The organism is Corynebacterium sp., from assembly GCF_052107835.1.
GTDB lineage: Bacteria > Actinomycetota > Actinomycetes > Mycobacteriales > Mycobacteriaceae > Corynebacterium.
In genome coordinates this window covers 14,964-32,416 of record NZ_JBQEDF010000040.1, presented here as the reverse complement: position 1 = coordinate 32,416, position 17,453 = coordinate 14,964, and the positions used below count along the sequence as shown (strand labels likewise).

Genomic DNA, 17,453 nt, shown 5'->3' with positions numbered 1-17,453 from the left:
CCCCCCTGGAGCATTCTTCACGGATCTGCCGGTTCCCGGTCCCGGGCAACTTTCGCACCCGCCACCGCACCCGAATACGCAAAACCCCAGGTGGACAATCATTGACTGCCACCCGGGGTGCGAAAGTTGGACGCTGTGCCGGTCTCGCCCTAGCTGTCGCGCTCCGGCTTCACCATCGGGAACAGGACGGTCTCGCGGATCCCCAGCCCGGTCAGCGCCATCAGCAGACGGTCGATGCCCATGCCGTTACCGGAGGTCGGGGGCATGCCCTGCTCCATCGCGGCGAGGAAGTCCTCGTCCAGCACCATGGCCTCCTCATCGCCCCCGGCCGCCAGGCGGGCCTGGTCCTCGAAGCGCTCACGCTGCACAACCGGGTCGATCAGCTCGGAGTAGCCGGTGGCCAACTCGAACCCGCGGACGTACAGGTCCCACTTCTCGGTGATCCCGCGCTTGGTGCGGTGCTGGCGGGTCAGCGGCGAGGTCTCCACCGGGAAGTCACGGACGAACACCGGTCCGTCGAGCTGGTCCTCGCAGAGCACCTCCCAGATCTCCTCGACGAGCTTGCCGTGGCCCCAGCCGCCCTTCGGCGGAACCGACAGGCCCACGACCCCGGCCAGCTTCCTGAGGTCCTCGACGCCGGTATCCACCGTGACCTCGGAGACCACGTCCTGCCCCGGGAACTTCGCGTCCAACGCCTCGTTGAGGGAGGGGTACATCTCCATGGTCCGCCACTCGCCGCCGAAGTCGTACTCGGTGCCGTCGACGAGGGTGACCGTGGTCGAGCCGAAGACCTCGACCGCGATCTCCTGGATGACCTCACGGATCAGGGTCGCGCCGGTGTCGTAGGTGCCGTAGGCCTGGTAGGTCTCCAGCATCGCGAACTCCGGTGAGTGCGAGGAGTCCACGCCCTCGTTACGGAAGTTGCGGTTGACCTCGAAGACCTTGTCGATACCACCGACCACGGCACGCTTCAGGTACAACTCCGGGGCAATGCGCAGGTAGAGGTCGATGTCCAGCGCGTTGGAGTGGGTCTCGAAGGGTCGTGCCGCCGCACCCCCGTGCAGGGTCTGCAGCATCGGCGTCTCGATCTCCAGGAAGTCGCGGCGTTCCAGTGCGTGGCGCAGCGCACGCATGACCCTGATACGTGTCACGGCGTTCTCGCGGGCCTGCTCACGCATGATCAGGTCGGTGTAGCGGTGCCGGATACGGGTGTCCTCGCTGAGCTCCTTGTGCGCGACCGGCAGGGGACGCAGCGACTTGGATGCCATGGACCAGGAGTCGGCCATGACGGAGAGTTCACCGCGCTTCGAGGCGACCACCCGGCCGTGGATGAACACGATGTCACCGAGGTCGACGACCGCCTTCCAGTCAGCCAGTGCGTCCTCCCCCACCTCCGCGAGCGAGAGCATGGCCTGCAGCTGGGCGCCGTCGCCGTCCTGGATGCGCGCGAAGGCGAGCTTTCCGGTGTTGCGCACGAAAATGACGCGTCCGGCGATACCGACGGCGTCCTGCGTCTCCTCACCGGGGGCGAGGTAGGTGACGCCGTCGGTGCGTTCCACGGCCGCCGCCTCATCCTCATCCTTGGGCAGGGCGGCGTAGGACGCGACGATGTCCTTCAGCGCATGGGTACGCGGAACCTCCGCCGGGTAGGGGTCGAGCCCGTCGGCGATCAGGCGCTCACGCTTGCCGCGGCGGACCTTGACCTGCTCGGGGACGTCATCGGCGGCCGGCGCCTGCTGGTTCTGGGAGGGGTTCTTCGCGTCAGTCACGGTGCACCAGCCTACTGCATGGCCTGCGGGGCACCTGCGTGCGAGGTACGGGGTGCACACCACTCCGACACCTACTGTTAGGATTCCATGACGTATCCATAATTTTTAATTATCGGGAAGTGATTGTTGAATTGAAGGAACAGATTAGAATATCGATGGCTTTCCTGGGTGTTCTGATTGGTGCGGGTTTCGCCACGGGCAATGAGATCATCCAGTACTTCACGTCCTTCGGCAGTGAAGGTCTGTGGGGGATACTGGTCTCCGGAGCACTGATGGTCGTCGGCGGGCCGGTGATCCTGGCACTGGGCAGCTACTTCCTGGCCCGGGAGCACAACAGGGTCTTCCAGGGCATCGCCACCCCGGTCATCGCCCGGCTCCTCGATATCGCGATCACCTTCACCCTGTTCTGTATCGGCTTCGTCATGTTCGCCGGCGCCGGGGCCAACATCGAGCAGCATTTCGACCTGCCGGCCTGGGTGGGATCAACCGTCATGCTCGGCCTGGTCATGGTGACCGGACTACTGGACGTCCACAAGATCACGAACACCATCAGCGCGCTCACCCCCCTGCTGATCATCGCCGTGGTCATCGGCTTCGTCTACACGCTGTTCAACCTTCCGGGCGACACGGCCGCACTCGACAGCCTCGCCATGCAGGACGAGTCACCGGTCACCCCCTGGTGGCTCTCCGGCGCGAACTACACCGGCATGGCCCTGGCGCTCGGAGTGTCGATGTCCCTCGTCGTCGGCGGCACCTACACCAATCTCCGGCTCGCCGGTCAGGGCGGACTGATCGGCGGCGTGCTGTTCAGCGTCCTGCTGTTCATGACCGTCTTCACGCTGTACATGAACATCGACACGGTCAGCGGCAATGACGTCCCCACCCTCGCCCTGTTCGACTCGATGCACCCGGTGATGGGCCACCTCATGATCGCCGTCATCCTGGCGATGATCTTCGGCACCGCGCTGGCGATGTTCTACTCGATGAGCGCGCGCGTCACCGCGAAGGCACCGAACCGCCGGATCCACGCGTTCTTCCTCCTGTGCCTCGCGGGCTACGCGGTGAGTTTCGTCGGCTTCGACACCCTGCTGAACCTCGTCTACCCGATCCTCGGCTGGATCGGCATGGCCATGCTCGTGGTGATGATCGGCTGGGCCGTCGCCTACCGTGCCCGGCTCACCGCGGAGAACGAGCACCGCAACACCATCCGCGGACTGATCAAGCGCGCAGCCACCCGCACAGGCACGCTGAAGGGGAAACTCAAGCCGGCGGAGCGGCGCCGGCTGAAGCGGGAGCTCGATGCCTCGGAGGCCGATTCGGAGGAACTCACGGCGCGGATCATCGATGAGGTGACGAACGAAGAGCAGGATGCCCCATCAGACGACGCCTCCGCGCCGGACTCCGGGGACGGGGACGCACCTGATCCCCGTGATCACACGGAGTCGCACTCCCCCAGGAAGGCTTGAGGGCGGATCGAGGTCTTACCGCGCGACCAGGTGCGCCATGCGGGTCGGCTACCCAGGGCAGCAGAGGAACTGCCACGGAGGGGCGACCACCCCGCCAGGATCCTGACTAGCTTTCCGCGGTCCTGCTGCAGGGCTGCTTTCCATCCCAGGAGGGACGAATCAACATCACCGTGCCGTAGGCGGAGCCCTTGTACGCGTGTTGGCCGAATCCTCCCAGCAGATCCTTCTCCGGGTCGTACAGAACGACCGCGCATCGCGCGATCCTCGACACCCGGTCGGCGTCGTGGTTCCACCCCAGTCGGCGCTCCCCGGCGAAGACCACCTCGAACCAGCAATCACCGAGGTCCACAAACCGCACCGGGACGCACTTCTCAGGCTCTTCCTGGAAGTACCGGCAGCCGACCCTCAACCCCCACTTCCAATTGACATCGTGCCCCGGTTCATTCGAGGGACATGTGGGCGCATACGGACTCATTGAGTCAGACATTGGTCACCTCCACACACCTGCGGGCCTCGCCCCAGGACGGGAAGAGCACGGTGCCTGCCCCCTCACCGACCCAGCGGACCAGGGCATGGAAGTCGGGAATGTACTGGACGTCCCCCAGGACGGAGTCCCGGGCGATGTCGGTGACCAGGTCATGGTCGTGGTTCCAGCCGAGCCGGTTGTACTCGCCGATCCGCATCTCGAACCACCCGGCGCCGATGTCGGTCAGGTGGACGTCAACAAGCCGTCCCGGGTAGTGCCGGGCAAACCCGAGTACCTGACGGTTCTGGAGGTAGTGGACGGAATGCCCGGGAGTATGCAGGGTGCAGTGCGTTGTCCGCATGATGCTCCTTGTGTTCGCGGTTTCCCCGCCGTCGTCTGTGCGACAGGGCCGATCTTCTTTCCGGGGGCACCGATGAACACGTCACGGTTGCCAGTCACCTTGGCCGGGACCCAGCGGTGCCCTAGAGTGGGCACCGCGCGGTGAACTTCTTGATCGTGGGGGCAACACTAACACAAAGCAGACAGAGCTGTCTACTTTTGATTCTCCTTGACCCTGACACGGTGACAGGGCATCGACTGGACGCATGAACCGTTTGACCACAGCCTTCAGCAGCCCGGACGCCAGCGTGCGTATGCGTGCCAGCCTCGCCGCCGGGACGGATCCGCAGGTGGGGGACCTCACCCAGCTCATCACCCAGTGCCGGGAGGAGCCGGACTTCTTCGTCCGCGACATGCTCACCTGGGCGCTGACCCGGCACGACCCCGCGCGGGTCGTCCCGCTCCTGCTCCAGGAACTGGACTCCCCTGCCAACCGGGCCAGGTCACAGGCACTGCACACCCTCTCCAAAATCGGGGACACGGACGCCTACCCGTACATCATCGAGCACCTGCAGGACGAGGACGCCGAGGTTGCCCGGACCGCCTGGCGCGCCGCCACGGGCCTCGCACCCGACGAGGAGAAAGCCAGCCTCGCTGACGTGCTCACGGGGCAACTCGGCCGCGGTGACCGGGAGATCCGGCGCAGTCTATCGCGGGCATTCCTGGAACTCGGGGAATACGGCCGTCCCGCCCTCGAAGCGAATTGCGGCGTCCACGCCCGTGCCACCCTGCTGATTCTCGACGACCCGGGGCTGGGCTTTGATGCCGCCGAGTACGAGGCACGGCAGCAGGCCCCGAACTAGTCTGAGGAACCATGCTCATCGGCGAGGTGTCCCGGCTCTCGGGCGTCAGCGTGCGCATGCTCCGCCACTACGACAGGACCGGCCTGGTCAGCCCGTCGCACCGCACCTCCACCGACTACCGTTCCTACGACGACGGCGACATCGGACGTCTGATGAAGGTGGAGGCCCTGCGTACCCTCGGCATGAGCCTGGGCGAAGTCCGTGCCGCCCTCGACGACCCCGCCCTGGATGCCGCCGCCGTCCTCACGAGGCTGCAGGAGGAGACCCGTCAGCGCGTCATTGCCGAACAGGACCTCCTGACCCGTCTGGAGGACATCGGCGGCTCCGGCCCCGACAGCTGGGAGGACGTCCTGCAGGTGACGTCGCTGCTGACCACGCTCCGCAGTGGATCGTCCCGGCAACGCCAGGCCGCCGCACTGCAGTCGGAGGCCGGACAGGCGACCGCGGCACTCGTGGAGTCCTACCTGGAGGAGGAGGACGTCAACGCCGCCGCGACCTTACGGTGGTCCGTGGTCAGGGCCGGGGAGGACGCGGTACCGGCCCTCCTGTCGTTCGAGGGTGATTCCACCACTGACCTGCGCATCATCGAGGCTCTGGGCGACATCGCCGGCGACGACGCCACCGACGGGCTCCGGAGTTTCCTGCAGGACGCGGCCCCCGGGGTCGCGTCAACGGCCGCACTGGCCCTCGCCCGGCGCGGGATCATCGACCACGATCTGCGCGACAGGCTGATCGGGATGATCACCGACGGCGACCATGATGTGGAGCCGCCGAACTCCTGGCGGATTCATCGGGCATCGTGGCTGAACTGGAGGAAAGGCTCGGGACTGTGCACGACGCCGCGTCCCGCCTCCGCCTCGTCCAGGCACTCGGTGAGGTTCCCGGAGACGACGCGGGGAACGTCCTGAACGGACTGGTCAGCGACCCGGACCCCACGGTCGCCGGAACCGCCCGCTACCTCAGCCAAGCAGCCAGTCGTTCGGACTGAACAGCTCGAAGTGAACGCCGGTCGGCTGCAACGAGGGAAGCTCAGCGAGCTGGCTACGGACGTCCTGCAGGAAACCGTTGCCACCACACAGGTACCAGTGCGCACCAGCCGGAATCTCCAGCTCTGCGAGGTGAATTCTCTTTCCCTCACCCGTGTAGCTGCGGTGTCGCCGCACGGTCGACCCCTGCGACGCCAGAGCATCCAGCAGGCCCCTGGTGACCTCGCGCTGGGCGTAGTCCGCCTCCGAGGTGTCTGAGTGAATGACCGTGACATCGCGGGTACCGGCACCAGCGACCAGAGCCGCGAGCATGCCGGTCATCGGGGTCGAACCAATGCCCGAACTGACCAGCACCACCGGGGTTGTGTCATCATCGGTGAGCACCAGGTCACCCGCGGGCAGCGTGGCATCCACCCGGTCACCGACAGCGAGCCTGTCCAGCAGTGCCGCAGAGACCTCGCCGTCGCGTTGCACGGCAATGGTGAACCCGGCATCGTCCCAGTTGACCAGCGAGTACTGGCGCAACTGGCGGGCACCGTCCTCCATCAGCACACCGATCGAGGTGTACTGCCCGGGCTTCGTCGCAGTGAAGGCACCCGGTGCGTCCGGCACGTCGAAGGTCAGCTCGGAGACAGCCCCGGACAGGACGCGGCGCGTGACCAGCACCGCGTTGCGGAACACATCGCCGGGCTCCACCTCGGCGGTGGCGTAGAGGGTGTTCTCCTCCCCGATCAGGACATTCGCCATCAGCCAGTAGACCTCGTCCCACGCCTCGGCGACCTCCGGGGTCACCGCTTCTCCGAGAATCTCCCCGATCGCTGCGAACAGGTGCTCGTGGACGATGTCGTACTGGTCGGCGGTGATGCCGAGGGAGACGTGCTTGTGCGCGATCCGCGACAGCATCTCAACCGGATCCGGTCCATCCGGGTCGACAAGCATAGTGGCGAAGGTCGCCACGGACGCCGCGAGCGCCTTCTGCTGTCCGCCGGTGCGCTGGTTGCCCCGGTTGAAGGTGTCGCGGAGCAGTTCAGGGTGCGCGACGAACATGCGGCCGTAGAATGCGCGGGCGATCTCCTCGATGTGGGCACCCACCACCGGAAGCGTGGCCTTGATCGTCTCCTCGTGCTCGGCGGTGAGGTGCGCGGTGCGGGTGGATTCGCGCAGGGGTGCGTCAGTCGTGAACATCAGTGGGGTCCTTTTCAGTGCGGATGGGATGTGGTGCGCGGCATGCCGACGGACACGGGTCCGGACGGTGCCGGAGCCGTGCGGTCTATCAGTTCCCCGAGGGTCACACCGTCGAAAGTGGCGAAGAAGCTCTCCTGCGCCTGGGCGAGTAGATGGCGTAGTGCACAATCGCGCGGGGCAAGTGGGCAGGGGTTGTCGCCGTGACAGTCGACGACCTCGCCGCGGCCCTCGAGCTCGCGCAGCAGGACGCCGATGTCCGACTCTCTCGCCCCTTCGGCGAGATACACCCCACCGCTTCTACCCCGGACGGATCCGAGGACGCCGAGAGCCGCCAGCCGTGCGACGACCTTCTTGATGTGTGAGGCTGGCGCATTGGTCTGGACGGCGAGTTCACCGACAGTGCGGCGTTCCGCGGGGTCGGTGGCGCCGGCGGTCCCGGTGTCGCCGAGGATCATCAGCGACCGCAAGCTCAGGTCCGCGAACTTGGTGAGGTGCATGGACCCCACGCTAGACGCACATTAGGAAAAGGTACATCCGAAATACCCCATAAATGATAGGGGTCATCGCAGGTCAGGGTACCTTCATCATCGACTGACCGGCGGCAGGCCCGTAGTCCCGCGAGCATTATTGATCTCCGTCACATTGTCGGTTCCCACTGGCCTTCCGCTCCGACAGGCAGGGCGACGGTACCCGGAGCAACTTTCGCACTGTGAGTGTTGGGGGTGGCCGGTCTGGGACTGGCTGGCAGAGTAGATATTGGCCGTACCATCCCCCTGCGATCGTGGCCCACTTTCGCACTGGCCCCCACCGGGTGCCTTGGTCTGGATTTGCCCGATCGAAGCGTAAGTAGGGGTGGCCGACCGGCACCTACCCGGCCCACTTGCGGAGACTTGATCAGAAGGTTGTCCACCCCACCACAATGCGGGGCGTGACTCATCACAGTGTTGTCCCGAAGTGACTCACCCCGGACACGGTACCGGCCGACCACGGCCGAACCACACAGTCAACTGCAAGGAACAACCGCAATGTCCACTATTGCGCATACGCGCCGATTTGTCGTCGGCGTCGACACCCACGCCCAAAACCACGTCTACGCCATCACCACCGCCACCGGCGAGATCATCGACACGAGAGCCTTCCCCACCAGCCACGCAGGCATCCACCGTGCGATGAACTGGGTGACCCGCCGCACCGACAACACCGACGAGATCCTCTGGGTCGTTGAAGGCGCCGCGTCCTACGGTGCCCTGCTGACCGCGGCGGTGAGCTCCGCAGGCTTCCAGGTCGCCGAGGCCCCGCAACTGGGCCGCCACCTCACCCACGGCACCGGCAAGTCCGACACCCTCGATGCCCAACGCATCGCGGTTGCCGCCCTGCCGATCGACGAGGGGTTGCTGCGCACACCCCGGGCCCACGACGGGGTCCGGGCGGCACTGCGCGTGTTGGTCAGTGCACGCGATGCGATGACCGGCGAGCACACCCGCGAGGTCAACGCGCTGACCGCGTTGCTGCGCACCCACGATCTGGGCATCGATGCCCGCCGGGGGTTGACCGGCGCCCAGATCAGCGAGATATCCCGCTGGCGGGTGCGCAACGAGGACCTCGTCGCGGCCGCCGCCCGGGCCGAGGCGGTGCGCCTGGCTACCCGGATCATCGCACTCGATGAGCAGCTGGCCGGAAATAAAGCCCAGCTCACCGAGTTGATCACGGTCAGCGAGGCGGCACCGTTGCTACGCCAGAGAGGGTTCGGGCCCGTCAGTGTGGCGATCTGTTTGACCGCGTGGTCGCATCACGGCCGAATCCGTTCGGAAGCCGCGTTCGCCGCGTTGGCCGGGGTCAACCCGATCCCGGCGTCGTCGGGCAAGACCGTGCGCCACCGGCTCAACCGTGGCGGTGACCGTCGGCTGAACCGGGCGTTGCACATGGTCGCGCTGAACCGAATGACCTATGACGCGGAAACCAGGGCCTACGTCGCTAAACGCCGGGCTGAGGGACGCACCACCAAGGAGATCCGCCGGTGTGTGAAACGCTACCTCGCCCGAAAGGTCTACCGGATACTCAGCGCCGCAGAACCGGTACCACTCGCGGCTTGACAGACATAGAAGGATCCGTGAGCGCGGACCGCAGAAAAGTGACCTGGTGTTTTCCGGATTCCGAATGCCGGTGGGTGCGAAAGCTACGTTCCAGGTGGTGGCGGATTTGCTGGTGGTCACGGTTGGCACGCCTGGCGGCACCGGGCGACGCCCCCGTAGGCTGGATCCCAACCTCACAATCCACGTATGCGACGGTGAGAACCATGAGCAACCTGCCACTTCTGGAACTTGATGCCGGTGACCGCGTGTTGTGCGTGGTCGCACATCCGGACGATCTCGAGTACGGCGCCTCCTCAGCGGTCGCCCGGTGGACAGCGCAGGGAATCACACCACCTACCTCCTGCTGACCTCCGGCGAAGCGGGGATCGACGGCACGGAGCCCGCGGACACCGCCCGCATCCGCGCCAGCGAGCAGCAACAGGCCTGCGCGCAGGTCGGGGTCGGGGACCTGCGCATCCTGGGGTTTCCCGACGGGGTACTCGAGTACTCCCTGGAGATGCGGGAGTCCATCGCTGGCGTGATCCGCAGCGTCCGGCCCACGGTGGTGGTGACCATGGACTGGTCCGAAGGAATGCCGTGGGGACTGAACCAGGCCGACCACCGGGTGGCGGGCCTGGCCACACTCGACGCCGTCCGCGACGCCGGCAATCGGTGGGTGTTCCCGGATCTGGCCGATGACCGGGGGAACACGCTGGACCGCTGGCAGGCGTCACGCCTGCTCGTGTTCGGGTCCGGTTCGCCGACCCACGCCGTCGACGTGACGGGGGAACCGGTGGAGAAGGGGCATCTCCTCCCTGGAACAGCACCGGGAGTACCTGTCCGCGCTGCCCGACCACCCGGAACCGAGGGAGATGATTCTCTCCACCACCCGGGAGACAGGTGCCGGCGCCGGCGTCGACCATGCCGTGGAGTTCAGGAGCTACGACATGTAGCTTCCGCCGTTACCCGTCCCCCGGCAGTTTCGCGAAGGTGTCCAGGTCATTGAACACGCCGCGCAGGATCTCGGCGTCCCGCGCCGTGCCCTCGTGCCGGAAGCCCGCATTGCGCGCGACCGCGCAGGACGCGGCATTCTCCGGGTTCGCCCGGATCTGCACCCGGTGCGCCCGGTAGTCGAAGAGGAACTCCGCGACCGTCCGCACCACAGAGGTCATCACCCGACGACCGCGCAGGTGCGGTGCGGTGGTGTAGCCGAGCTCCACACACCGGGCCTCGCGGTCGACCAGGCGGACCTCCAGCGTGCCGCCGAACTCCCCCGGCGTGAACGGGTCGTCCACGATCCACAGCATCGCGAGGGGCGACATGCGCATCGCGCGGAGGAAATCCTCGGCGTCCCTGCGGCTGTAACCGTCCGGCAGGTGCGTGAACCGGCGCGACCCCTCGTCCCTGCTGGACCGCACCAGCGCCGGGATGTCGGTGTTCACGGGGGCCCGGAGCCGCAGCGGGGTACCGTCCTGCAACTCGCCGACGATGTCGGCGGACGGCAGGGGCCAGCTCATCGGCTCGTTGTCGGTCATGGTGTCAGAGATTACCCGTCGGCGGGACCTACAGGTCCTCCGAGGAGAAGTACCGTGGCCGGGCGGACAGCAGCTCCACTTCGGGGCGGGCGGCGGCGAGCCGTTCAACAGCCTCGACGACCTCCACCACGTGCTCCCGGTCCGCACTGACCACCGACACCCCGACCCCCAGTCGACGGTGCAGGTCACGGCTGTCCACCTCCGCAACGGAGACGTCGAACCGACGGCGGATGTCGGCGATCAGGGGACGTGCCACCGAGCGCTTCTGCTTGAGGGAGCGCACGTCGCCGAGGAGGAAATCGAGTTCAAGGGTTCCGATCCACATATGGGGATCAGACTCTACCCCGGGATCCGGGGATTCAACAGACCCGACCCGACCGGCACATCCGCGGGATCGGCGCTCAGGGTGACCTGCCTGTTCCTCCCGTCCACGAACACCACCCGCGGGTTGTAGTCCCTGAGCTCCTCGGAATCGTACTGGGCGTAGCTGATGATGATCACCAGGTCACCGGGGTGGACCAGGTGGGCGGCGGCGCCGTTGATCGAGATCATGCCGGAGCCCCGCTCGCCGGTGATGGCGTAGGTCGTCAGGCGGGAGCCGTTGTCGACGTCGACGATGTCGATCTGCTCCCCCTCGAGCAGGTCAGCGGCCTCCATCAGGTCGGCGTCGATGGTGCAGGAACCCACGTAGTGCAGGTCGGCCTGCGTGACGGTCGCCCGATGGATCTTGGACTTCATCATGGTGCGAATCACGTAAGCGACCCTACCCCGCAGTGGAGGTCAATGAGGAGTTCTCGTCGATATTCCGGAAGCCGATCCCCACCGGAAGCCCGACGTTGTCGATCAGCCGCGTCTGTCCGACCCGCGCCGCGATCAGCAGCCGGGCATCCCCGACCTCCGGCGCCTCGTCCAGGTCCAGGCCACGGAGCTCAAGGTAGTCGACCTCGATGCCCTCCCCTCCGGCGAGCACCCCGCGGGCGGTCTCCAGCACGGCATCCGCGCCCTGCTCGGCGACGTGTGCCCCGGCGAGCAGCGCCGCCGACAGGGTCAGCGCCAGTTCCCGCTCATCCTCGGAGAGGTAGACGTTGCGCGAGGACTTCGCCAGCCCGTCCGCCTCGCGCACGACCGGCACCCCGTGGACGGCGACATCCAGGTTCAGGTCGGTGACCATCTGCTGGATCAGGACGAGCTGCTGGTAGTCCTTCTCCCCGAAGAAGGCGTGGTTGCAGTGGGTGATCCGGAACAGTTTCGAGACCACGGTAAGCACCCCGGCGAAGTGGGTGGGACGCCGCTCCCCCTCCAGGACCGCCCCGGTCGGCCCCGGGTTCACCGTGGTGCGGGGACCGCTGGGGTACATCTCGCGGGCGGTCGGGGCGAACACGGCGTCCACCCCGGCGGCACGGAGCTTCGCCACGTCGTCGTCGAGGGTGCGCGGGTAGGCGTCCAGGTCCTCGCCCTCGCCGAACTGCAGCGGATTGACGAAGACGGAGACCACCACCAGCGCCCCCGGCAGCTGCTGGGCGGCGCGCACCAGCGCCAGATGCCCCTCGTGCAGCGCGCCCATGGTGGGGACGAGCACAACGGGACGTCCCGCCTTGCGCATCGCGCGGGTGAGTTCACCGATCTTCTCGATCTCGGTGTAAACGGTGGCCTGCCCCGGGGTGAAACTCACCGGCAACTCCTTCGTGTGAGACTGCAACAACCGTGTAGACAGGGTAGTCCCCTGCCCTCCAGATCCCTAGCCGAGGTGGCTGGCCACAGGCGCAGACGGGAGATAGTTCTACGCCCGTGCACGCTCAGGCCCTGTCAGGGCCCCGTTGCGTGCACGGGCGTAGAACAATTCCGGTGACAGGGTGCGACTACGACTCCACCGCACGCTCCACGTTCAACGAACCGTAGGTCTGGGCCGTGCGTTCCGCATCCTGCCGGTAGGCCCGGGCCAGACCGTTCGTCCCGGGCCCTGAGGGGAGGGCGTCCAGTGCGCCGAGATGGCGCAGGACGGTGGCCGCGTCATCGCGGGCCGTCGGCCCGGTCAGCGCGCCCATCCTGCGTTCCAGGGCAGCGGACACCGCCGTCGGCAGGATCCGGCGCAGCATCAGCGCCGAGTCCGGGTTCTCCGCGGAGCCGCCGACGTCGTCCCCGACGTCCCCTCCCGCCGTACCGGCATCGGCCAGTGCGTGGTCGAGCATCCGCAGCGCCTCACTGACCTGGGTGACCACATGGTTCGCCCCGTGCGCCATCGCCGCGTGGTAGAGCGTCCTGTTCTCCTCCGCGACCGTCACGGGAACGCCACCCATCGTCCCCACGAGAAGTTCCGCGACGGCTGCCCCGGTGTCGGAGTCGCTGGTGATCCCCCACGCGCACCCCAGGAGGTTGTCGGTGTCCTCGGCGCGGTCCAGGAAGGTCATCGCCGGGTGCAACGCCAACGGCAGTGCACCGTTGTCCGTGACCGGCTGCAGCACGCCGCACCCCAGGGCCCCGGCGGTGTGCAGCACGATCTGCCCCTCCCGGACAGTGGCGGCAAGCTCCCCGACGACCCCGGGCAGTTCAGGGTCGGGGACGGCGAGGACGACCAGTGCCGCCTGGGCCGCGTCCTCCACCGTCGTGACGGGGACGGACGGAAGGCGGGACGCGGCACGCTCGCGGGAGGTCTCCGACCTGGCCACGATGCCGTGGATGTGGTGGCCGGCACGCTGCAGGGACTCCGCGACGGCGGTACCGACGGACCCGGCAGAAATGACCCCCACCGACAGGCGGGGTTCCTGCCGGTCGGTCACTTAGCGTTCTTCTTCATCTGCGCCATCAGCTGCGCGACGGTCAGACCACCCTCGTGCTCGTCGGCGCGGCGACGTCCGTGTGCCTCCTCGTCCGGGACCTCCGCGGCGCGGCGGCGGCGCGGCTCCCCGGCGGATCCGGCGGGCTCGTCCGAGTCGGGTGCGGAGGGCTCAGGCTGGGAGGCCGCGGGCTCAGCTGCCGCTGGCTCCGGGGCTTCCGGCTCGACGGGTGCCTGCCTGGCGGGCTCCTGGGCGGCCTCCTGGGCGGCCTCCGGCTGCTCTGCCCCGGCGTCTGCAGCCGGTGCGGATGATCCGGTGTCCGCGCCGTCCTCCATCGCCCTGGTGTCGACGACCATCGGGATCTGGGTGGTGTCCTGGCTGTCCGCACCGGACCAGCGCACCGCGGCGAAGGTGCCGGTGGCGAAACCGCCCCGGCGTCCTCCCGAATGCTGTTCCTGCTGCTCCTGCGGCTCCGGCTGGGCGTGCTGCTCGGGTGCGGGGGACTTCGGCGCTGCCGCGGCGGAACCGGCGGCCGGTTCGGACGACGGCCGGGATCCGCTGCGCTCCAGCTCAATGATCCGCTCGGCGCGGGCCTTCAGCGACACCTGTTCGTCGGTCCACTCCCCGCCGGACAGGTCCGAGAGCTGCTCGCGCATGGCCTCCAGCTCCTTGCGGATGGAGTCCAGGGTCGCGTCGCGCTCGGTGTTCAGCCGGGTCCGGTAGTCCTTCTCCAGCTCCACCTCGCGGCGCTGTGCCTCGGCGCGCTCGAAGTCGAGCTCGGCCTTGTGGCGACGCTCCTGCTCCTGCCGGCGGCTGCGTTCCTCTCCGATGACCCCGGAGTAGCGCGACACCAGGATCGCGCCGAAGAACGCCGCCCACAGGGAGGTGATGACCGCAACATTGAGCCACATCTCCGAGTCGACGAAGAACATGATGATTGTCGCGGCGAGGGCCAGGACGAACACGAGGTACATCAGCAGTTTGAGGCCGCCGCCACCGGGCGTGCGGGACTCGCGCCGGCTCGACGGATCAGGAAGCCGGTGCGACTCGTCGGGCGAATACGCAGAACTCATGGGGACAACAGTACATCCCCCCGGCCGTTATCCGGGTCGGCATCGCCGGGTGGCACGAGGCAACTTCGTTCCAGCCACACGCCCGCCCCCGCCATCGCCGCCCCGGCAACCAGGCACGTCACCGCCCCTGGGGTGTCCTGCTGCGCGGCGAGCAACTCGCTGTGGCGGAGCAGGACGTACACCGTCACCCCTGCGTACAGCCCTCCGACCACGGCCCCGATCCAGGCGGCCGCCTTGCCGAACAGGGCGCACCGGGAGATGAACACCGGCGACATCTGGGAGCGGTCCTGCCCCACGGACCCGTCCTCGATCCGGCGGCGCACGAGCAACGCGAGTACCGCGGCGACGATGGCGAAGACCCACAGGGCCAGGGAGGACCCGACCGTGATCCTCGGGAAACTCCCGTAGAACGTCCAGGCGGCGGCGAACCCGACGACGACCGCCCCGGCGGCCGCGGTGAGCAGCAGGGGGATGCTGGTCGTGGACATGCCGTTGCCTGATGTCGCCATCATGGTGCCCATGCTACGTCGGGCAGGGCCCGGATTCCCGCCGTCTCCGACGGGTCGTCCCCCTCGAGATCCTCCAGCAGCCGTGACACCGGGCGCCCGGACAGCTCGGCGTCCGGGTCCGCGTCGAGCCACGGCACCAGGACGAACGCCCGACGGTGCGCCCACGGGTGCGGCAGGACGAGTTCCTCGCCCCAGCGTCCGTCGCTGGCCACCCCGCCGCGTTCCCCGTCCACTGCCACGATGTCCACGTCGAGGGTGCGCGGGCCCCAGTGCCGGGAGCGCACCCGGCGGGCGCCCTGCTCCAGCTGCTGGCAGACGTGCAGCAGGTCGAGCGGTTCCAGGGCCGTGTCGACGACCAGGATGCTGTTGCGGAACTCGTCCTGGTCGGTCACCCCCCACGGCGGGGTCGCGTACATTGCGCTGGCGGCGACCGGGGTCACGTCCGGCCGCGCGGCCAGTGCGTGGGCGGCGACCCGGATCTGCTCCTCCGGCCCCGACAGCGGCCCCGCGAGGTTCGACCCGAGGGCGAGAACGGCGCGGTACGTCATGTCCGCGGTCCAGGGGCCTTGCGCGAACGCCGGGCGACCACGCGCACATCGGAGAACGGGTGGTGGATCGGGGCGTCCGGCTTGTGGACGGTGACCTCCACCGCGATGACCCGGTCGAGCCCGTTGATCCGGTCGGCGATGGTGGCGGAGACAGTCTCGATGAGGTCGAGGCTCTCCCCGGAGACCACGTCCACGGCGATGTCCGCCAGGTCGACGTACGAGATCGTCCTGTCGATGTCGTCGTCGGCGACGGCGTCGGTGAAGTCCGTCCACACCACCAGGTCCACGATGAACTTCTGTCCCTTGGCCTTCTCGAAGTCGTAGACCCCGTGGTAGCCGTAGACCTCCAGTCCGTCCAGCTCGATGCGGTCAGCCACGGCGGGCCCTCCATCCGTCAGGTAGTGCGGGGCCGCGGCCGGTGGCCACGGCGTGTGCGACGTCCACCGCTGTCCGGTTCGCCGCGACGTCGTGGACCCGGACGGCCCAGGCGCCGGACGCCGCGGCCAGTGCGGACAGTGCCGCGGTCGCCTCGTCGGCGGGCGCCGAGTCCGCCGGTGCCGGCTTGCCGTCGGCGTCGGGACGCAGCGCGGTGAGGAATCGCTTTCGGCTCGCGCCGATCAGAACACGGTATCCCAGCTCCAGGTAGTTCCGCATGCCGTTCAGCAGGGCCCAGTTGTCGTCGGCGTCCTTGGCGAAGCCGAGCCCGGGGTCGAGGATGAGCCGTTCGCGCGGGATCCCGGCGTCCTGCGCCTGCTGCGCCAGATCGGTGAGCACGGTGACGACGTCGGCGAGAACCCCGCCGGCCCGGGCACCGTAGTCGGCGCGTCCGGCGGCCGACTCGAAACGCCCGGCCCGCCAGTGCATCAGGCAGTAGTCCACGGCCCGGTGCCGGTTCGCCTCCGCCACGGCCCGGTACATGCCGGGGTCCGCCTGGCCGCCGGAGACGTCGTTGACGATGTCCACCCCCGCCTCGACCGCGGCGCGCGCCGTGGAGGCACGCATGGTGTCCACACTGGTCGTGATCCCGTCGGCGTGCAGCGCCCGGATCACCGGGACCACGCGGGACGCCTCGACGTCCGCGTCCACCCGGGTGGCGCCGGGACGCGTCGACTCCCCGCCGACGTCGACGATGTCGGCACCTCCGGCAACCATGGCCCGGGCGTGGGCGAGCGCGGCGTCCGTGGTGCTCCACTGGCCGCCGTCGGAGAAGGAGTCCTCGGTGACGTTGAGGATCCCCATCACCAGTGTGCGGTCGTCCCCCGGCATCAGTTGCCCCGGATCAGGCTGAGAACCTCCGCGCGGGAGCGGGCGTCGTTGCGGAAACCGCCGCGCACGGCGGAGGTGACGGTCGTCGCCCCCGGTTTGCGGATGCCCCGCATCGCCATGCAGAGGTGCTCGGCCTCGATGACGACGATGACGGCCTGCGCCTCCAGGTGCGTGTCCACCGCATCAGCGATCTGGCTGGTCAGACGTTCCTGGACCTGCGGGCGCTTGGCGTAGCCGTCCGCCAGGCGGGCCAGCTTGGACAGCCCGGTGACCTTGCCGGAGTCCCCGGGGATGTACCCGATGTGGACGTGCCCGTAGAACGGCACCAGGTGGTGCTCGCAGGTGGAGTAGATCGGGATGTCCTTGACCAGGACGAGTTCCCGGTGGTCCTCGTTGAAGGTCTTCGCCAGGACGTCCGCCGGGTCACGGAAGAGGCCGTCGAAGGACTCCCGGTAGGCACGGGCGACGCGGGAGGGTGTGTCCTGCAGTCCCTCCCGGTCGGGGTCCTCCCCGAGGGCGAGCAGCAGTTCGCGGACGGCGGCCTCGGCGCGGGGCTGGTCGAAGCTACTCTCGTCGATCTGTTCTTCAGGCACTGTGTCTCC

The 17,453-nt window shown here is 68.0% G+C and carries 21 protein-coding genes and 1 riboswitch; of the genes, 5 read left to right on the top strand and 16 right to left on the bottom strand.

Annotation, left to right across the window (positions count from 1 at the left end; translation table 11 throughout):
* Positions 1-149 precede the first annotated feature (149 nt).
* Entirely contained in the window at positions 150-1,769 is a 1,620-nt protein-coding gene (gene lysS / locus ACTIL2_RS10520) for a lysine--tRNA ligase (RefSeq protein ID WP_442337424.1), read from the bottom strand.
* 155 nt (positions 1,770-1,924) lie between these two features.
* On the opposite strand from lysS, the gene ACTIL2_RS10515 reads away from it, so the two are divergent.
* A complete protein-coding gene (locus ACTIL2_RS10515) occupies positions 1,925-3,235 on the top strand; it encodes a YkvI family membrane protein (RefSeq protein WP_442337423.1) in 1,311 nt (436 codons plus the stop codon).
* Between the two features lie 106 nt (positions 3,236-3,341).
* On the opposite strand, the gene ACTIL2_RS10510 is transcribed toward ACTIL2_RS10515, so the two are convergent.
* The gene (locus ACTIL2_RS10510; protein ID WP_442337422.1) at positions 3,342-3,584 is read right to left on the bottom strand and encodes a hypothetical protein; all 243 of its coding nucleotides are present in this window, start codon (positions 3,582-3,584) and stop codon (positions 3,342-3,344) included.
* 130 nt (positions 3,585-3,714) lie between these two features.
* The gene (locus tag ACTIL2_RS10505; RefSeq protein ID WP_442337421.1) at positions 3,715-4,062 is read right to left on the bottom strand and encodes a hypothetical protein; all 348 of its coding nucleotides are present in this window, start codon (positions 4,060-4,062) and stop codon (positions 3,715-3,717) included.
* Positions 4,063-4,074: 12 nt separating this feature from the next.
* Positions 4,075-4,217: riboswitch (SAM riboswitch) on the bottom strand.
* A gap of 89 nt (positions 4,218-4,306) precedes the next feature.
* On the opposite strand from ACTIL2_RS10505, the gene ACTIL2_RS10500 reads away from it, so the two are divergent.
* Together ACTIL2_RS10500 and ACTIL2_RS10495 are read left to right on the top strand one after the other, a co-directional pair.
* Positions 4,307-4,903 carry a HEAT repeat domain-containing protein gene (locus ACTIL2_RS10500; RefSeq protein WP_442337420.1) on the top strand — a complete coding sequence of 199 codons (597 nt, stop codon included), beginning with the start codon at positions 4,307-4,309 and terminating at the stop codon, positions 4,901-4,903.
* Between the two features lie 11 nt (positions 4,904-4,914).
* Positions 4,915-5,811 (top strand): MerR family transcriptional regulator, encoded by an 897-nt coding sequence (locus ACTIL2_RS10495; RefSeq protein ID WP_442337419.1) that lies wholly within the window; start codon positions 4,915-4,917, stop codon positions 5,809-5,811.
* Between the two features lie 51 nt (positions 5,812-5,862).
* Here the strand turns inward: ACTIL2_RS10495 and ACTIL2_RS10490 are convergent, their stop codons facing one another.
* Both ACTIL2_RS10490 and ACTIL2_RS10485 read right to left on the bottom strand, forming a co-directional pair.
* On the bottom strand, positions 5,863-7,074 hold the full coding sequence (locus ACTIL2_RS10490; RefSeq protein ID WP_442337418.1) for a globin domain-containing protein: 1,212 nt from the start codon (positions 7,072-7,074) through the stop codon (positions 5,863-5,865).
* 14 nt (positions 7,075-7,088) lie between these two features.
* Positions 7,089-7,571, bottom strand: a complete 483-nt coding sequence (locus ACTIL2_RS10485; RefSeq protein ID WP_442337417.1) for an RrF2 family transcriptional regulator — start codon at positions 7,569-7,571, stop codon at positions 7,089-7,091.
* Positions 7,572-8,099: 528 nt separating this feature from the next.
* Here ACTIL2_RS10485 and ACTIL2_RS10480 point away from each other — a divergent pair.
* Together ACTIL2_RS10480 and ACTIL2_RS10475 are read left to right on the top strand one after the other, a co-directional pair.
* A complete protein-coding gene (locus ACTIL2_RS10480) occupies positions 8,100-9,167 on the top strand; it encodes an IS110 family transposase (protein ID WP_442337416.1) in 1,068 nt (355 codons plus the stop codon).
* A 307-nt stretch (positions 9,168-9,474) separates the two neighbouring features.
* A complete protein-coding gene (locus ACTIL2_RS10475; RefSeq protein ID WP_442337415.1) occupies positions 9,475-10,152 on the top strand; it encodes a PIG-L deacetylase family protein in 678 nt (225 codons plus the stop codon).
* On the opposite strand, the gene ACTIL2_RS10470 is transcribed toward ACTIL2_RS10475, so the two are convergent.
* From ACTIL2_RS10470 to folE, 11 genes are all read right to left on the bottom strand, one after another.
* Positions 10,109-10,681 (bottom strand): GNAT family N-acetyltransferase, encoded by a 573-nt coding sequence (locus tag ACTIL2_RS10470; protein ID WP_442337414.1) that lies wholly within the window; start codon positions 10,679-10,681, stop codon positions 10,109-10,111. The two genes, ACTIL2_RS10475 and ACTIL2_RS10470, sit on opposite strands and share 44 nt — an antisense overlap.
* Positions 10,682-10,709: 28 nt before the next feature.
* Entirely contained in the window at positions 10,710-11,006 is a 297-nt protein-coding gene (locus tag ACTIL2_RS10465) for a DUF503 domain-containing protein (RefSeq protein ID WP_442337413.1), read from the bottom strand.
* A 14-nt stretch (positions 11,007-11,020) separates the two neighbouring features.
* On the bottom strand, positions 11,021-11,434 hold the full coding sequence (gene panD / locus ACTIL2_RS10460) for an aspartate 1-decarboxylase (RefSeq protein ID WP_442337412.1): 414 nt from the start codon (positions 11,432-11,434) through the stop codon (positions 11,021-11,023).
* 10 nt (positions 11,435-11,444) lie between these two features.
* Positions 11,445-12,353: a pantoate--beta-alanine ligase gene (gene panC, locus ACTIL2_RS10455; protein WP_442337411.1), complete on the bottom strand. Its 909-nt coding sequence runs from the start codon at positions 12,351-12,353 to the stop codon at positions 11,445-11,447.
* 187 nt (positions 12,354-12,540) lie between these two features.
* A complete protein-coding gene (locus tag ACTIL2_RS10450; RefSeq protein WP_442337410.1) occupies positions 12,541-13,458 on the bottom strand; it encodes a Rossmann-like and DUF2520 domain-containing protein in 918 nt (305 codons plus the stop codon).
* Entirely contained in the window at positions 13,455-14,528 is a 1,074-nt protein-coding gene (locus tag ACTIL2_RS10445) for a DUF6779 domain-containing protein (RefSeq protein ID WP_442337409.1), read from the bottom strand. The genes ACTIL2_RS10450 and ACTIL2_RS10445 overlap by 4 nt, the downstream gene beginning before the upstream one ends.
* Positions 14,525-15,040: a DUF3180 domain-containing protein gene (locus ACTIL2_RS10440; protein ID WP_442337408.1), complete on the bottom strand. Its 516-nt coding sequence runs from the start codon at positions 15,038-15,040 to the stop codon at positions 14,525-14,527. Before ACTIL2_RS10440 ends, ACTIL2_RS10445 begins: the two co-directional genes overlap by 4 nt.
* Positions 15,037-15,585 carry a 2-amino-4-hydroxy-6-hydroxymethyldihydropteridine diphosphokinase gene (folK, locus tag ACTIL2_RS10435; protein WP_442337407.1) on the bottom strand — a complete coding sequence of 183 codons (549 nt, stop codon included), beginning with the start codon at positions 15,583-15,585 and terminating at the stop codon, positions 15,037-15,039. Before folK ends, ACTIL2_RS10440 begins: the two co-directional genes overlap by 4 nt.
* Positions 15,582-15,962: a dihydroneopterin aldolase gene (gene folB, locus ACTIL2_RS10430; RefSeq protein WP_442337406.1), complete on the bottom strand. Its 381-nt coding sequence runs from the start codon at positions 15,960-15,962 to the stop codon at positions 15,582-15,584. The genes folK and folB overlap by 4 nt, the downstream gene beginning before the upstream one ends.
* A complete protein-coding gene (folP, locus tag ACTIL2_RS10425; protein ID WP_442337405.1) occupies positions 15,955-16,851 on the bottom strand; it encodes a dihydropteroate synthase in 897 nt (298 codons plus the stop codon). Before folP ends, folB begins: the two co-directional genes overlap by 8 nt.
* Positions 16,851-17,444 (bottom strand): GTP cyclohydrolase I FolE, encoded by a 594-nt coding sequence (folE, locus tag ACTIL2_RS10420; protein ID WP_442337404.1) that lies wholly within the window; start codon positions 17,442-17,444, stop codon positions 16,851-16,853. Before folE ends, folP begins: the two co-directional genes overlap by 1 nt.
* Between the last annotated feature and the right edge of the window lie 9 nt (positions 17,445-17,453).

Excerpts from the sequence above, each read along its gene's own strand:
- ACTIL2_RS10515 (WP_442337423.1), top strand. The coding sequence starts at position 1,925 with ATGGCTTTCCTGGGTGTTCTGATTGGTGCGGGTTTCGCCACGGGCAAT.
- ACTIL2_RS10505 (WP_442337421.1), bottom strand. The coding sequence starts at position 4,062 with ATGCGGACAACGCACTGCACCCTGCATACTCCCGGGCATTCCGTCCAC.
- ACTIL2_RS10500 (WP_442337420.1), top strand. The coding sequence starts at position 4,307 with ATGAACCGTTTGACCACAGCCTTCAGCAGCCCGGACGCCAGCGTGCGT.
- ACTIL2_RS10495 (WP_442337419.1), top strand. The coding sequence starts at position 4,915 with ATGCTCATCGGCGAGGTGTCCCGGCTCTCGGGCGTCAGCGTGCGCATG.
- ACTIL2_RS10490 (WP_442337418.1), bottom strand. The coding sequence starts at position 7,074 with ATGTTCACGACTGACGCACCCCTGCGCGAATCCACCCGCACCGCGCAC.
- ACTIL2_RS10485 (WP_442337417.1), bottom strand. The coding sequence starts at position 7,571 with ATGCACCTCACCAAGTTCGCGGACCTGAGCTTGCGGTCGCTGATGATC.
- ACTIL2_RS10480 (WP_442337416.1), top strand. The coding sequence starts at position 8,100 with ATGTCCACTATTGCGCATACGCGCCGATTTGTCGTCGGCGTCGACACC.
- ACTIL2_RS10470 (WP_442337414.1), bottom strand. The coding sequence starts at position 10,681 with ATGACCGACAACGAGCCGATGAGCTGGCCCCTGCCGTCCGCCGACATC.
- ACTIL2_RS10465 (WP_442337413.1), bottom strand. The coding sequence starts at position 11,006 with ATGTGGATCGGAACCCTTGAACTCGATTTCCTCCTCGGCGACGTGCGC.
- ACTIL2_RS10445 (WP_442337409.1), bottom strand. The coding sequence starts at position 14,528 with ATGAGTTCTGCGTATTCGCCCGACGAGTCGCACCGGCTTCCTGATCCG.
- ACTIL2_RS10440 (WP_442337408.1), bottom strand. The coding sequence starts at position 15,040 with ATGATGGCGACATCAGGCAACGGCATGTCCACGACCAGCATCCCCCTG.
- folK (WP_442337407.1), bottom strand. The coding sequence starts at position 15,585 with ATGACGTACCGCGCCGTTCTCGCCCTCGGGTCGAACCTCGCGGGGCCG.
- folP (WP_442337405.1), bottom strand. The coding sequence starts at position 16,851 with ATGCCGGGGGACGACCGCACACTGGTGATGGGGATCCTCAACGTCACC.